Raw genomic sequence first — 14,253 nt, 5'->3', positions numbered from 1 at the left:
TTACGGATCCTCATTTCATCCCTCATTTGTTAAAAACTGCTGCAGGCTCTCTTCATCAGGCTAGTTCCTTTTTTGCTCCTCATATTTATTTAAGCACTTTGGGTATTTGTATCCCCTGGCGTAGAAGCGCAGCCCCCTAGACTTTGCCTCGTTGATGACTTGTCATACTTATCCGCTATGATTTCAGCAGATCTCAATCCCTTGAAGATATTTAATTTAGTGAATTTATGGACTTTTCCGCATTAGCAATTTCTACTGGTGTAGTGGCCTTGGCAGAGATGGGTGATAAAACCCAGCTTCTTTCCTTGATGTTGGCTGCGCGCTACCCTAAACAAGCCTTGGCAATTATTGGTGGTATTTTTATTGCCACGATTGCAAACCATGCCTGTGCTGCATTTTTGGGGCACTGGTTGACCACGTTTATGAGCCCAGATCTTCTGAAGTGGATTTTGGGTTTGAGTTTCCTAGGAATCGGTCTTTGGCTTTTGGTGCCAGATCATATTGATGATGCTTCAGATTCCAAGGTGGCCGATCGCGCCTTGCAGGTATTTATGCTGACGGTTGGACTCTTTTTCTTGGCAGAGATGGGGGATAAGACCCAGATCGCTACGATCGCCCTTGGCGCGAAGTATTCCGATGTCCTTTCGGTAACAGTTGGCACCACTTTGGGGATGATGCTAGCTAATGCCCCTGCAGTTTGGATTGGGCAGAAATTTACTAAACGTATGCCTATCAAGTGGGTACACGCTGTAGCTGCTGTTACCTTTATCGCTATTGGGGCGGCAACCCTCGTGTGGGGTTAAGGTAAAAATTGCCTCTGGGGCTTAAAATTGCCCCATGAAAACTGATCTCCCACAGAGCTTTCGCAGGCTCGAATACTGTGCCCCAAACTACACCTTTGCGCAAGTTGGGTTAGATATTGCTTTAGATCCTGCTAGGACTATTGTGAAAAGTCGTCTAGAGGTCTTGCCTGGTGCCAGTCATGAGGCAGGCTCACCTCTAGTATTACAGGGGCATGAGCTTGAGTTTGTGAGTTTGCGTATTAATGGTGAAGCGCATCGTCAGTTTGAACTTACTCCAGAAACATTGATCATTCATGCTTTACCTAATGAAGGCAAGCAATCATTCATTGTTGAGATTATCTGCGTCTGCGTACCTGAGAAAAATACTTCTCTCATGGGCCTGTATGTATCAAATGGTAATTTTTTTACACAGTGTGAAGCTGAGGGTTTTAGAAAGATTACTTATTTTCTCGATAGACCGGATGTCATGGCGCGTTATCACGTTACTCTGCGCGCTCGCGAAGCAGAGTACCCGGTTCTACTCTCCAACGGAAACCTGATTAGCACCGAGAAATTGCCTAATGGCTGGCACAGCGCTGTTTGGGAGGATCCATTTCTGAAGCCGTCCTACTTGTTTGCCTTGGTTGCCGGCAAGTTGGAATGTATTGAAGAGACGATCACCACAAGCAGTGGCGCTAAAAAGTTGTTGCAAATTTGGGTTGAGCCGCATGATTTAAAGAAGACTCGCCACGCGATGGATTCTTTAATTGCCTCGATTCATTGGGATGAAAAGCGTTACGGTCTGGAATTGGATTTAGAGCGATTCATGATTGTGGCGGTAGGCGATTTCAATATGGGCGCGATGGAGAATAAGGGATTGAATATTTTCAATACCAAGTATGTTCTTGCTCGGCCTGAAACTGCTACTGATGCAGACTTTGCCAATATTGAAAGTGTTGTTGCTCACGAATATTTCCATAACTGGACAGGTAATCGAGTGACCTGTCGAGACTGGTTTCAGCTTTCGCTTAAAGAGGGTTTAACAGTATTTCGCGACCAAGAATTCTCTGCGGATCAAATGGGTAGCGAGTCTGGCAGAGCGGTAAAGCGTATTGAGGACGTTCGCCTCTTACGCCAACTCCAGTTTCCTGAAGATGCGGGTCCTATGGCTCACCCGATCCGACCTGATGAATACCAAGAAATTAATAACTTCTATACCGTGACCGTGTATGAGAAGGGTGCTGAAGTTGTGCGTATGTATCAAACCTTATTAGGTGTTGATGGCTTCCGTAAAGGGATGGATCTTTACTTCCAACGCCACGATGGCCAAGCGGTTACTTGTGACGATTTCTTGTTTGCCATGGCCGATGCTAATGGGCGCGATCTTTCGCAGTTCAAGAATTGGTATAGCCAAGCTGGCACGCCTAAAGTCAGAGTAGAGGAATCGTATGATGCAGACAAAAGGCAATATCAAGTTACCTTAAGGCAAAGCCCTGCAGTCAATGCTGCGAATAAAGATGGTAAACCGTTTCATATTCCATTGAAGATGCGCTTGCTAACACCAGCGGATGATCGGGTGGAGGCTTTGTTGGAGTTGACTCAAGATCAGCAAACTTGGAATTTTGATGATGTAACGAGTCGTCCGGTGCTATCAATTAACCGTAGTTTCTCGGCCCCGATTAATTTAGACTTTAATCAAAGTGAGGCTGATCTTCTCACAATGTTCTCAAGCGATGATGATGCATTTAATCGCTGGGAAGCTGGCCAAAAGTTGGCTATGCAAATGATCCTGGGTAATCGCTTGCCTGATGCGGCGCTTATTGAAGCTTATCGCAATCTGTTAACTGATCCAGACTTAGACCCCGCATTTAAAGAGCTGGCGCTGACTTTGCCGGCAGAGGCCTATTTATATGAACAATGCGCCAGCGTTGACCCACAAAAAATCTATGCAGCACGTCGTGCCTTCCGTCATGCGATTGCCAGTGAGTTGCGCATTGAGTGGGCAGCGCTCTATCAGCAAATGCAAACATCAGGACCATTTAGTCCTGATGCGGCAAGTGCTGGTAAACGTGCCTTAAAGAATTTGGCGCTCAGTATGTTGCTAGAAGCTGATCCATTGATTTGGGCGCCGATGGCGGTCAACCAGTATCAGAATGCAGACAATATGACTGACCGCTATGCAGCTTTAGCCGGATTGGTCATTCATGGTTCCAAATCGGCGGCAGCATGTTTGGAGGATTTCTATATCCGTTTTGCCGATGATGCTTTGGTGATTGATAAGTGGTTTGCCCTGCAATCTAGTCGTCCACCAGTTGCTAATGCTGAGTCGACACTGAGCGATGTGAAGCGTTTGCGTGAGCATGAAGCCTTCAAGATGAATAACCCCAATCGCGTACGTAGCGTGATTCATGCTTTTTGTATGAGCAACCCAGCAAGCTTTCATCAAGTTGATGGCAGTGGCTATGCATTTTGGGCTGAATCGGTCCTCGCTTTAGATCCTATTAATCCGCAAATTGCTGCTCGTCTTGCAAGGGGCTTGGATCGTTGGCGTCATTTTGCGCCGATTTATCAGGAGCAGATGCTAGCAGCCCTAAAACGGGTGGCTGCATGTGAAACCCTCTCTGCCGATGTAAAAGAGGTGGTTTCTAAGGCTTTGGAGAATTAGCCTGCCAAGAACAAGGCAAAATAGAGCCCATACAGAAATAAACCCATTACGGAGAAACTCCTTTTGACTGCTTCAAGTACTTTTAATACTAATTTCAAGCAATATTTAGCCTCCGCCAAGGTAAAGGGTGTCGCTATCCCTCCTGGCCTACAAGACCTTTTATTGGCGGTTGCTGATACCTGCTCAACTTTGAGTCATGAAGTGGCACAGGGTGCCTTGATTGGCTTATTAGGTTCTGCTGGCACTGGCAACGTCCAGGGTGAAGTGCAGCAAAAGCTAGACGTGATTGCTAATGACTTATTAATTGACGGTGTTCAGGGATGTAAATCTTTGGCTGGCCTAGCTTCTGAAGAGATGGAATTGCCGCTCCCGGTTCAGGGTACTGGCGATTACTTGTTGCTGTTTGATCCGCTGGATGGATCATCCAATATCGATGTGAACGTCTCCATCGGCACTATTTTTTCTGTGCTCAAGAAACAAGATCCATTGGCACCATTGCAAACTGCTGATTTCTTGTTATCAGGACGTCATCAAGTTGCGGCAGGCTATGTGGTGTATGGCCCGCAAACAACGATGGCTTTAACGCTGGGCGATGGCGTGGTGATGTTTACTTTGAATAAAGTGACCGGCGAATTTGTTTTAATCAAGCACGCAGTAGAGATTGCCCATTCCACTAAAGAGTTTGCCATCAATATGTCTAATATGCGTCACTGGGCTGAGCCTGTGCGTCGTTATGTAGATGAGTGCTTAGCTGGCGTCAGTGGCGAGCGCGATAAAGATTTCAATATGCGCTGGATTGCTTCCATGGTGGCTGATGTGCACCGTGTGCTGTCACGTGGCGGTATCTTTATGTACCCGTGGGATCAGCGTGAGCCGCATAAGCCTGGCAAGTTACGTTTAATGTATGAAGCTAATCCGATGAGTTTCCTAGTGGAGCAGGCCGGTGGTGCATCCACTAATGGCGATCAACTCATCATGGATATGATTCCTACTGAGCTCCATGAGCGCGTCTCCGTGATGCTGGGGTCTAAGGAAGAAATAGAGCGTCTACAGCGCTATCACTCACAAGCCTAAATATTGAAATAATGTAGCAAAGAAAAAAGCCCAATCACTGATTGGGCTTTTTACTTATAAGGCTTTAAACCCTAAATTATTTCTTAAGGCTGAACTTTCTCTTTAAGGTAGGCAAGTGATTCCTCTACCTGGTCAATGAGGATGAGGCAGATATCACCAGCAGATAAATCATTGAGTGCAGTATCGATGGCCAAAAATTCACCAGTGATCTCTTTTACTTGCTTAGCTTTGCTCGTGCCTACCAACCCCTCTTGAAGTAGCTTCAATACTTCACCATCTTCGCGGCCGCGTTGACATTGGTCTTGATAGAGGATGACATTATCAAAGTTATTACCTAGGATGCGCGTGAGATCACGAATATCTTCATCGCGACGATCGCCGGCACCACTAATGACGACGTGGCTTTTCTTGGGTTTCATAGCAGTAATTGCGCTAGCTAGGGCTCGCATGGCATCTGGGTTGTGGCCATAGTCGGCAATCACGGTGGCGCCTTTATGCTGGAACTGATTAAACCGTCCAGGCACAGCGTTGGCGGAGCTCTCGAATGAATGTAGTCCGCGCGCAATCTTGTCGGCATCTAAACCTAAAGCCCAGGCCGCACCAATAGAGGCCATCGCATTTTCTACTTGGAATCCTAAAACGCCATTTTGAGTCAATGGAATTTCGCTAACAGGGAAGCGGAAGAGTACGCGTGATCCTTTAGAGCAAACGATATAAGTGCCATCAAAGTAAATCACTTTTTTGTTCTTGGCACGATGTGCTGCAACTACAGGATGATGTTGGTTCTGCGCAAAGAAAATAACTCGACCGGTACAGACGTCACCCATTTTGACCACAATTGGATCTGCGGCATTGAGTACTGCGGCGCCTGTTGGGGCAACGTTTTGCACAATAACTCGCTTCAGAATAGCTAAATCCTCAACGCTAGTGATGTAGTTCAGCCCTAAGTGGTCACCTTCCCCGATATTAGTAACAACTGCAACTTCACAGCGATCAAAGCCCAAGCCTTCGCGCAGCATACCGCCCCGGGCCGTCTCTAAAACGGCGGCATCGACGTCAGGGTGCATGAGCACATTGCGAGCGCTCTTGGGTCCACTGCAGTCGCCAGAGTCGATGAGGCGATGGTTGATGTAGACGCCATCCGTAGTAGTCATGCCAACACGTAAACCAGTCTCATTGAGTAAATGAGAGATGAGTCGCACGGTGGTTGTTTTTCCATTAGTCCCAGTCACTGCAACCACGGGGATACGGCCATCCTCACCAAGCGGGTAGATCATATTGACGATATCTTCGCCAACGGGTCGACTCTTACCGTAGGAGGGTTTGAGATGCATACGTAAGCCTGGTGCTGCATTGACTTCAACAATGCCACCACCTTGCATCTCTAAGGGCTTATAGATTGCTTCACACAAAATATCTACCCCAGCGATGTCCAGTCCAATCATTTGTGCGGCAGCAATAGCACTGGCCGCAACGTCAGGATGAACATCGTCGGTTACATCGGTTGCCGTGCCCCCGGTACTCAGGTTAGCGTTATTGCGCAAAAGAACACGTTCACCTGTTTTGGGTACGTATTGCGGGCTGAGATTATTGCCGGCTAAATGGGCAAGCGCAATTTCATCAAAACGAATCTTTGTTAATGCAGTAGCGTGACCATCACCACGCAATGGATTCTTATTCTCTAGTTCAACTAATTGAGCCACAGTATTTTTTCCATCGCCAACGACCTGAGCGGGCTCGCGACGTGCTGCTGCTGAAAGCCGATTACCTACAACAAGTAAACGATAGTCGGCGCCAGGTAGGTAACGTTCCACAATGGTTTCGCGACCAAAGGCTTGGGTGACAACAAAACCAGCACGAACCTCAGCTTCAGATTGGATATTGGCAACTACCCCTTTGCCTTGATTGCCATCTTTTGGCTTAAGCACGATCGGTCCGCCAATATTTTGGGCTGCGCGCCATGCATCATCAGCAGTAGTGACCACTTCACCAATCGGAACGGATACCCCTGCAGCTGCTAATAAATTCTTGGTGAGTTCTTTGTCTTGTGCAATCGCCTCTGCAATTGCACTGGTGTCACTAGTCTCGGCCGCTTGAATCCGTTTTTGTTTGCTACCCCAGCCAAACTGCACCATGCTACCTTCGGTCATGCGTCGATAGGGAATATTTCTTTGAACAGCGGCATCCACAATTGAGCCGGTACTTGGCCCTAAGCGCACATCTTCATACAGGGCTTCTAATTCTGAGAGGGCGGCGGCAAGATCAAATGGTGCGTCATTGAGGGTTGCTTGAATGAGCGCAAATGCAAAGTCAAAAGCCATGCGTCCTACAACTTCTTCGGTGTACTCGGCTACAACTTGGTAGACACCCACTTCAATCGTCTGTACTGTGCGACTAAAGGTGACCGGACAGCCCGCTTGAGACTGAAGACCTAGTGCAGCGTGTTCTAGTGCATGCGCTAATGACAGGACTTCATTATGACCACCGCGACGCATGCTTCCGAGTTGAGGGAAGCGTTCACGAATCTTGGTTTCAAATTGGGGAATCGAATCGATTGAGCGCTCAGAATCTTCGCAAGAAACAATTGCCTCTAGGGAGGTATGGCGGCTCCATAAATTTGGGCCGCGCAACATACGAATACGGGTGATTTCCAATTAAGCCCCTGCTGGAACGCTGGCGTCAGAAACAAAAGTTTCAGCACCAGCCTCAATAACGTTGAACGGAATATCTAAAGCCCAGGCTGCAGCAATGGCGGCACCTAGGTTCATGGGCCTCCATGGCGCGCTAGCATTTGGCTCGAAATGGCGCGGCACGGGAATGCTCTTTTGATCATGCTTGTTTGATTTCAGGATGATTTGCTGATTGCCAATAATGACAATGCGACCACCATTTTTTAAGTGCTCTTGTGCAATCGATGATGAGGAATCTTGGGTAAAGAAGATGACTTCGCCATCACAAAGCTCCGCCATGTTGACAACCATAGGGTCGTCTGCGTTGAGGACGGCAACCCCAGTAGGTAATACAACATCGACTTGCGTTCTCATAATACTAAAGACTTGGTCTTCATCATAAATAGCGTATTGAGGGAAATTGGCTGTCGGATCTACGTTTAACACAACGCCTACTTGGCAGCGGTCATAAGCCAAACCTTCTATCAACATTGATAGATTGTTATTTTCGATGACGGCCGCTTGAACTGCGCGATTTAATAAAGTGCGACGGGCGTTTTCCCAATTCGCGGCATTGCTCTTTTGGATTGAGCGATGACCAAAAAATAATCCTTTGCTGCAAGAAAGACCTACATACAAATTGGTGAGTCGCAAAAAATGCGCAATCATTTCGGCAACAGGGGTTTTGCCACGAGCACCACAGATACCCACTACCGGGATGCGGAAATCGGTTCCTGGCGGGAAGAGGTGATTGGCAATTTCTTTACCTACAGGCTGAGGCTTGCCGCTTGCTGGTTTTAAGTGCATCAATAAGCCAGGGCCAGCATTCACTTCCACAATGGCGGCATTTTGTTCTTCTAGGGGCCTGCTAATGTCTTGTGCAACTAGATCAACGCCAGCGATCTCTAGTCCTACTACGCGAGCAGCCAATGCAACTTGACTGGCTACTTCTGGGTGCACTAAGTCAGTGACATCAAAGGCTACATTGCCATTACTTTGAATGAGTACCTTTTGATCAACGCTTGGAATACTGACACCAGTTAATTTCTGACGCGCCAGCTCTAACTCGACTGCAGAGTCAATACGCACTGGATTGAGTGGGCACTCTTCAGTTTTGCCACGACGTGGATCTGAGTTAATTTGAATTTGGATTAGTTCCAAAACGGTATGTTTTCCGTCACCCGTAATCCAAACTGTTTCACCCTTAGCGGCCGCAACTACTTTATTGCCCACCACCAATAAACGATGTTCGTCACCGATGATGTGGCGCTCTACTAACACTTCGCTGCCTTCGTCAATCGCTACTGCATAGGCAGCTTCAATTTCTTGTTGGGTGTAGAGATTAATAAAAACACCGCGACCATGGTTTCCATCAATTGGTTTAACAACTACTGGGAGGCCGATATCTTGGGCTGCTTCCCAAGCGTCATCCGGGCTGGTCACTGTGCGACCCTCCGGAGTTGGAACACCTGCGCTAGAAAGCAGGCTCTTCGTGAGATCTTTATCGCGAGAGATTGTCTCGGCGATAGCACTAGTTTGATCAGTTTCAGCCGTCCAGATTCGACGTTGGTTCGCGCCGTAACCTAGCTGCACTAAGTTGCCCTCAGATAAACGAATGGAGGGGATGCCGCGTTCTTCAGCAGCATTCACAATGCAAGCAGTGCTAGGCCCTAGCAATAGGTCATCACCAAGATCTCGTAGTTCTTCAATGATGGTCTTAACCAAGGCAACTGGATCTTTATTGTCTTGCGCTAAAGCAAGATATAAGTCGCGAGCATATTTGAGTGCAGTTAGTGTGACCTCTTCATTGATGGCGCTCACCATAACTTTATAAACGCCACGACGATCGCCGTCGCGCGCCTTACCAAATCCACCTGGAATGCCGGCTAAATTTTGTAACTCAAGGGTAAGGTGCTCGAGGATATGAGCGGGCCAAGTACCTTCTTCAACTCGCTTTAAAAATCCACCAGCTTCGCCATAGCTGCAACGGTGTTCTTGGAGGCTTGGAAGTGCTTTGACTAAACGCTCATAAAACCCAGGAATCAGGTTGGAGGGGTAATCCTCCAAATCGCCAATATCGAGCCACACTTCAATAACGGGATGGTAAGTCCACATGTTGGGGCCGCGAAGATGCTTGACGCTGAGGATCTCAATGGTTTTATCTAATAATTGGGGCATATGTGGAATGGGTAGTCTTGGCGCCACTTCAGAAGATGAGGGCAGGGGCGACTCAGACTGTCTCTCTAGTTTTAGTAATTATTAAAATCCACAAAAATGGCAAAAATACATAAAAAAGCCTATATAGCTAATTTAACGGCTTTCTATCGACTAAAGTTGACAGAGTTATTGAATCTAAAAAATCTAGCTCCACTATACTTTTAGGACTAATGAAGCCAGAAATTTCCCCATCCGCACCACCTCCGCCAAGTCATTGGATCAGTGTTTTAAGGGGGTCGCAGCATTCCATTGAAGACCTTGACTCAATACTGGCCTGGGTTGAGTTGGATCTTGATGGAGAAATGCGCTTTGAAAAAAGCCTGCTTTGCTTGATTCCATCTGGGTTGATTTGGGTTGATGGTGGTCGCTCGGAATTTTGGCCAATGAGTTCTGGGGCACAACTTCTACACGGTGATCATGCTGGCGTAGGCCATCTCAAGCTGGAATCTGAGACTAGTCTACTCAGGCTTTGGTACTTCACCTTAGCAGTAAATCCTCAAATCTTGCGTTTACAGAACAGCTTTAAGCACTTGATGCGTGGCGATCAGGTGGGGCAGTCAAGTCATGAGGTATCGGAGTATGACAAGCAGGTATGCCCTGTCTGTTTGAGCCCTAAGCCTGCGAATTCGGATGCTTGTCCGACTTGTGATCCCGAGGAGGATGCTCCTCCTTCTACCTGGACTTTATTTAAGTTGTGGCGTTTCGCTCGCCCCTACAAAAAAGAGCTTTTACTGGGTTTTTTCCTGACCTTACTGTCAACGGGTGCAACCCTGATTCCGCCCTATCTCACGATGCCGATCATGGATCACGTGTTGATTCCTTACGAAAAAGGGAATCCCATAGATTTTGATTTGGCGAGCAAATACTTATTAGCCTTATTTGCAGCGGCTATCGTAGCTTGGGGCTTGGGCTGGTGGAAAACCTACCTCCTTGCTTTGGTGAGTGAGCGTATTGGCGCAGATTTGCGCAACACCACCTTTGAGCATTTACTCAAACTTTCTTTGGAGTATTTTGGCGGCAAAAGAACGGGTGACTTAATTGCACGTATCGGCGCTGAGACAGATCGCATTTGCGTATTTTTATCGCTCTACGCCTTAGACTTTGCAACCGATGTGCTGATGATCACCATGACTGCAGCTATCCTGGTGTCGATCGACCCCTTATTGGCCTTAGTAACGCTCGCACCTTTGCCATTCATTGTCTGGATGATCCATGTTGTGCGCGACAAACTCCGCTTTGGTTTTGAGAAGATTGATCGTATCTGGTCTGAGGTTACTAATATCTTGGCAGATACCATTCCGGGTATTCGCGTGGTCAAGGCATTTGCTCAAGAAGACCGTGAGTTAAAGCGTTTTGTCGATTCCAACAAACACAATTTACAAATTAATGATCGCGTCAATCGTGTATGGGGATTGTTCTCGCCGACTGTCACACTCTTGACTGAAACTGGCCTCTTGGTGGTTTGGGGTTTTGGCATTTGGCAAGTCGCCCATCAAAAGGTGACGGTAGGTGTGTTGATTGCCTTCCTTGCTTATATTGGACGGTTTTATATCCGCCTAGATTCAATGAGTCGCATTGTTTCGCATACTCAAAAAGCGGCTGCCGGCGCGAAACGCATCTTTGATATTCTGGATCACGTTTCGAGCGTGCCTGAGCCGATTAATCCAGCCCCTTTGGGTCGAGTCAATGGGCGAATCTCCTTGCGGGGCGTGGGTTTCCGCTACGGTAACCGCGCAGTATCTAAAGGAATTGATCTAGATATTGCTCCTGGAGAAATGATTGGATTGGTTGGTCACAGCGGCTCTGGTAAGAGTACTTTGGTAAATCTGATTTGTCGCTTCTATGATGTGAGCGCTGGCTCGATCGCTTTAGATGGACGTGACATTCGTAGCATTGGAATTGCTGACTATCGCAAGCGAATTGGCCTGGTTCTGCAGGAGCCATTTTTATTCTTTGGCACCATTTCTGAAAATATTGCCTATGGCAAACCCGATGCAAGTCGTGAAGAAATTATTGAAGCAGCGCGTGCTGCTCATGCCCATGAATTTATTCTCCGCTTACCGCTAGGTTATGACTCATTGGTAGGTGAGCGTGGTCAATCTCTTTCTGGTGGTGAGCGTCAACGGATTTCGATTGCACGTGCATTGCTGATTAACCCAAGCATTCTGATTTTGGATGAAGCCACTTCTTCAGTCGACACTACAACTGAAAAAGAAATTCAGCGAGCCTTGGATAACTTAGTTAAAGGTCGAACCACCATTGCGATTGCCCATCGCCTCTCCACTCTCAGAAAAGCAGATCGCTTAGTAGTGCTCGATAAAGGTGAGATCGTCGAGATTGGTTCGCATGATGCGTTGATGGATGCGCAGGGTGCCTACTACGTCTTGTATCAAGCGCAACTTCGCCACGCCGCAGAATTGGTTGAGGGTGGTGCTATTGGAGAAAGTCTTGCAGAGGGCGAAGAAGAGCACTTAGAGGTGATAGCGAAGCAGACGGGAGGGAGTATATGAGTCCTTATCAAAAGCCACACATGCTTGAGCGAGATTCGCTGGGCCGCCTAGTGCTGATCGATGCTGGTGGCAACCGCAATGTGGGGGTCTATCCCGTCAGGGCTTTTCCGATTACTGCGCCTGGTGCCGGGATTTCATTGATAGATCAATCAGGTAAAGAGTTGTGCTGGTTTGATGATGTTGGTGCAATTCCGGAGGCTGAGTTAGGCCTCATCGAGGAGGAGATGGCTGCGCGTGAGTTTATGCCCGTCATTGAAAAAATTATCAAAGTCTCCACTTTCGCTACCCCCAGCATTTGGGATATTGAAACTGATCGTGGGCCGACCAGAATTCGCCTGAAAGGTGAGGAAGATATCCGCCGCATTGCTGGCAATACGCTGCTCATTGCAGATTCCAACGGCCTACAATTTTTGATCAAAGACTCCACTCAATTGGATAAAGTTAGTAAGAAGCTTTTGGATCGATTCCGCTAGAAACGCATTCCAGCTAGCTGTGCCAAATTTATACTAGGGTTAGTACTAATTAGCTAGCGTTACCCCTAACAACCCATTTGACAATTATTGATGGTAATCAAGAGTTCATGCCTCAAATTGTATAAAAATCTTCACATAACAAAGAGAAGCCAAAGTAATATTGGCATACCAAATTTTGGAGGAGCATTCATGAAGATGAAGTTAAAAGGGGCATTGATTTCCACCGCATTAGCCCTCGGTGTTGCTGGTGTTTCACCTGCTTTTGCTGCTTGGGAACCAAACAAGCCAGTTGAGTTCATCATTCCTGCCGGTCCTGGCGGCGGTGCTGACCAAATGGCACGGATGATTCAAGGCATCATTACTAAAAATAACCTGATGAAGCAGGCCATCATTCCAGTCAATAAGTCTGCTGGTGCTGGTGCTGAAGGCTTCTTGGCAATGAAAGAAGCCAAAGGCGATCCTAATAAGATCGTCATCACGCTTTCAAACTTATTTACCACTCCATTGGCAACTGGCGTTCCTTTCAACTGGAAGGACATTACTCCAGTAGCGATGTTGGCTTTAGACCAATTTGTATTGTGGGATAACGCTGATAAGCCATATAAAACAGCCAAAGAATATATTGACGCCGCTAAAGCAGCTGGCCCAGGTAAATTCAAAATGGGTGGTACTGGTTCTAAGCAGGAAGATCAAATCATTACCGTTGCCCTTGAAAAAGCGACTGGTGCTAAGTTCACCTATATCCCGTTCAAAGGGGGTGGCGACGTTGCTGTTCAGCTCGTGGGTAACCATATTGATTCTTCTGTAAATAATCCAATCGAAGCGGTTGCTCAGTGGCGTGCAAATAAGTTACGTGCTTTGTGCGTATTTGATGACACACGTATGCCATACAAGGAAAAGATTACTGATACCCAATCTTGGAATGACGTTCCTACTTGTAAAGAGGTGGGCGTACCAACTGACTACGTGATGTTGCGCGGTATTTTCATGGCGCCAGGCGTTACTCAAGAGCAAGTAGATTTTTATGTCGAATTGTTCAAAAAAGTGCGCGCAACGCCAGAGTGGAAGAAGTTCATGGCTGATGGTGCATTCAATCAAACGTTCATGACTGGTAAGGAATTTAGCAATTGGCTAACTCTGAATGAAGCATTGCATAAGCAGTTGATGGCTGAAGCAGGCTTCTTGGCTAAGTAATTGCATGGTCTAAAAAAGGGCCTCCATGGGGAGGTCCTATTTTTTGAGAGTAAGCAACAGAGTAATTTAAGTGAAGCAGTATTCATTAACCATTTCATTAGTGATCGAAGCACATGTCTGAACAAACAAATAATTCAAATCAAGACTCAGTAATCAGCGTCAGAATGATGGATATCATCACCTCCCTCTTGTTTATCGCTTTAGGTTTAGTGGTAATGACTGGCAGTATTAAGTTGGGCGCTAGTTGGGGCAGTGATGGCCCAGAAGCGGGTTACTTTCCGTTTTATATCAGCTTGATCATCATCCTTTCTAGCTCAATCACGCTCTATCAATCCGCGATTGTTAATAAGAAAAAGAAAACAGAATCCTTTGTTGATAAAGAGCCATTCAAGCAGGTGATGGCCGTATTGTTGCCGGCAATTGTATTTGTGTTGGGTGTTCAGTTGATCGGCATCTACGTATCTTCCGTGATCTACATTGCGATCTTCATGGTCTGGCTTGGTAAGTACCCAGCATGGAAAGCAATTGCTGTAGCGGTTGGGGTGAGTGCATCCCTATACCTGATGTTCGAGTACTGGTTTCAGGTTCCATTGCCACATGGCTCATGGATTAACCCGCTCGAATTTATCGGCGTGAATTAAAAAAATATAACTAAAAAAGATTAGAAAA

General features: G+C 46.9%; 9 protein-coding genes. 7 read left to right on the top strand and 2 right to left on the bottom strand.

Translation table 11 applies throughout. From position 1 onward, the window contains the following. The first annotated feature begins 227 nt into the window (after positions 1–227). The 3 genes from CBI30_RS02795 (at position 228) to CBI30_RS02785 (ending at position 4,521) form a co-directional block, all read left to right on the top strand. On the top strand, positions 228–803 hold the full coding sequence (locus CBI30_RS02795; protein WP_088526814.1) for a TMEM165/GDT1 family protein: 576 nt from the start codon (positions 228–230) through the stop codon (positions 801–803). 34 nt (positions 804–837) lie between these two features. Then, the gene (gene pepN / locus CBI30_RS02790) at positions 838–3,447 is read left to right on the top strand and encodes an aminopeptidase N (protein ID WP_088526813.1); all 2,610 of its coding nucleotides are present in this window, start codon (positions 838–840) and stop codon (positions 3,445–3,447) included. A 63-nt stretch (positions 3,448–3,510) separates the two neighbouring features. Next, a complete protein-coding gene (locus tag CBI30_RS02785) occupies positions 3,511–4,521 on the top strand; it encodes a class 1 fructose-bisphosphatase (RefSeq protein ID WP_088526812.1) in 1,011 nt (336 codons plus the stop codon). Between the two features lie 83 nt (positions 4,522–4,604). On the opposite strand, the gene cphA is transcribed toward CBI30_RS02785, so the two are convergent. Continuing rightward, the gene (gene cphA, locus CBI30_RS02780; RefSeq protein ID WP_088526811.1) at positions 4,605–7,175 is read right to left on the bottom strand and encodes a cyanophycin synthetase; all 2,571 of its coding nucleotides are present in this window, start codon (positions 7,173–7,175) and stop codon (positions 4,605–4,607) included. After that, complete coding sequence (locus CBI30_RS02775) at positions 7,176–9,368, bottom strand: cyanophycin synthetase (protein ID WP_088526810.1); 2,193 nt, start codon at positions 9,366–9,368, stop codon at positions 7,176–7,178. It lies immediately after the preceding gene. Positions 9,369–9,577: 209 nt separating this feature from the next. On the opposite strand from CBI30_RS02775, the gene CBI30_RS02770 reads away from it, so the two are divergent. The 4 genes from CBI30_RS02770 (at position 9,578) to CBI30_RS02755 (ending at position 14,225) form a co-directional block, all read left to right on the top strand. After that, positions 9,578–11,917 carry a cyanophycin metabolism-associated ABC transporter gene (locus CBI30_RS02770; protein ID WP_088526809.1) on the top strand — a complete coding sequence of 780 codons (2,340 nt, stop codon included), beginning with the start codon at positions 9,578–9,580 and terminating at the stop codon, positions 11,915–11,917. Then, positions 11,914–12,390, top strand: a complete 477-nt coding sequence (locus CBI30_RS02765; protein ID WP_088526808.1) for a cyanophycin metabolism-associated DUF1854 family protein — start codon at positions 11,914–11,916, stop codon at positions 12,388–12,390. The genes CBI30_RS02770 and CBI30_RS02765 overlap by 4 nt, the downstream gene beginning before the upstream one ends. Before the next feature lie 189 nt (positions 12,391–12,579). Beyond that, positions 12,580–13,584: a Bug family tripartite tricarboxylate transporter substrate binding protein gene (locus CBI30_RS02760; protein WP_088526807.1), complete on the top strand. Its 1,005-nt coding sequence runs from the start codon at positions 12,580–12,582 to the stop codon at positions 13,582–13,584. Between the two features lie 113 nt (positions 13,585–13,697). Next, positions 13,698–14,225 (top strand): tripartite tricarboxylate transporter TctB family protein, encoded by a 528-nt coding sequence (locus CBI30_RS02755; RefSeq protein WP_088526806.1) that lies wholly within the window; start codon positions 13,698–13,700, stop codon positions 14,223–14,225. Positions 14,226–14,253 lie beyond the last annotated feature (28 nt).

It is taken from the genome of Polynucleobacter aenigmaticus (assembly GCF_002206635.1).
Taxonomy (GTDB): Bacteria; Pseudomonadota; Gammaproteobacteria; order Burkholderiales; family Burkholderiaceae; genus Polynucleobacter; species Polynucleobacter aenigmaticus.
This window is presented reverse-complemented; position numbering and strand designations above follow the sequence as displayed.

Excerpts from the sequence above, each read along its gene's own strand:
- CBI30_RS02795 (WP_088526814.1), top strand. The coding sequence starts at position 228 with ATGGACTTTTCCGCATTAGCAATTTCTACTGGTGTAGTGGCCTTGGCA.
- pepN (WP_088526813.1), top strand. The coding sequence starts at position 838 with ATGAAAACTGATCTCCCACAGAGCTTTCGCAGGCTCGAATACTGTGCC.
- CBI30_RS02775 (WP_088526810.1), bottom strand. The coding sequence starts at position 9,368 with ATGCCCCAATTATTAGATAAAACCATTGAGATCCTCAGCGTCAAGCAT.
- CBI30_RS02770 (WP_088526809.1), top strand. The coding sequence starts at position 9,578 with ATGAAGCCAGAAATTTCCCCATCCGCACCACCTCCGCCAAGTCATTGG.
- CBI30_RS02765 (WP_088526808.1), top strand. The coding sequence starts at position 11,914 with ATGAGTCCTTATCAAAAGCCACACATGCTTGAGCGAGATTCGCTGGGC.
- CBI30_RS02760 (WP_088526807.1), top strand. The coding sequence starts at position 12,580 with ATGAAGATGAAGTTAAAAGGGGCATTGATTTCCACCGCATTAGCCCTC.
- CBI30_RS02755 (WP_088526806.1), top strand. The coding sequence starts at position 13,698 with ATGTCTGAACAAACAAATAATTCAAATCAAGACTCAGTAATCAGCGTC.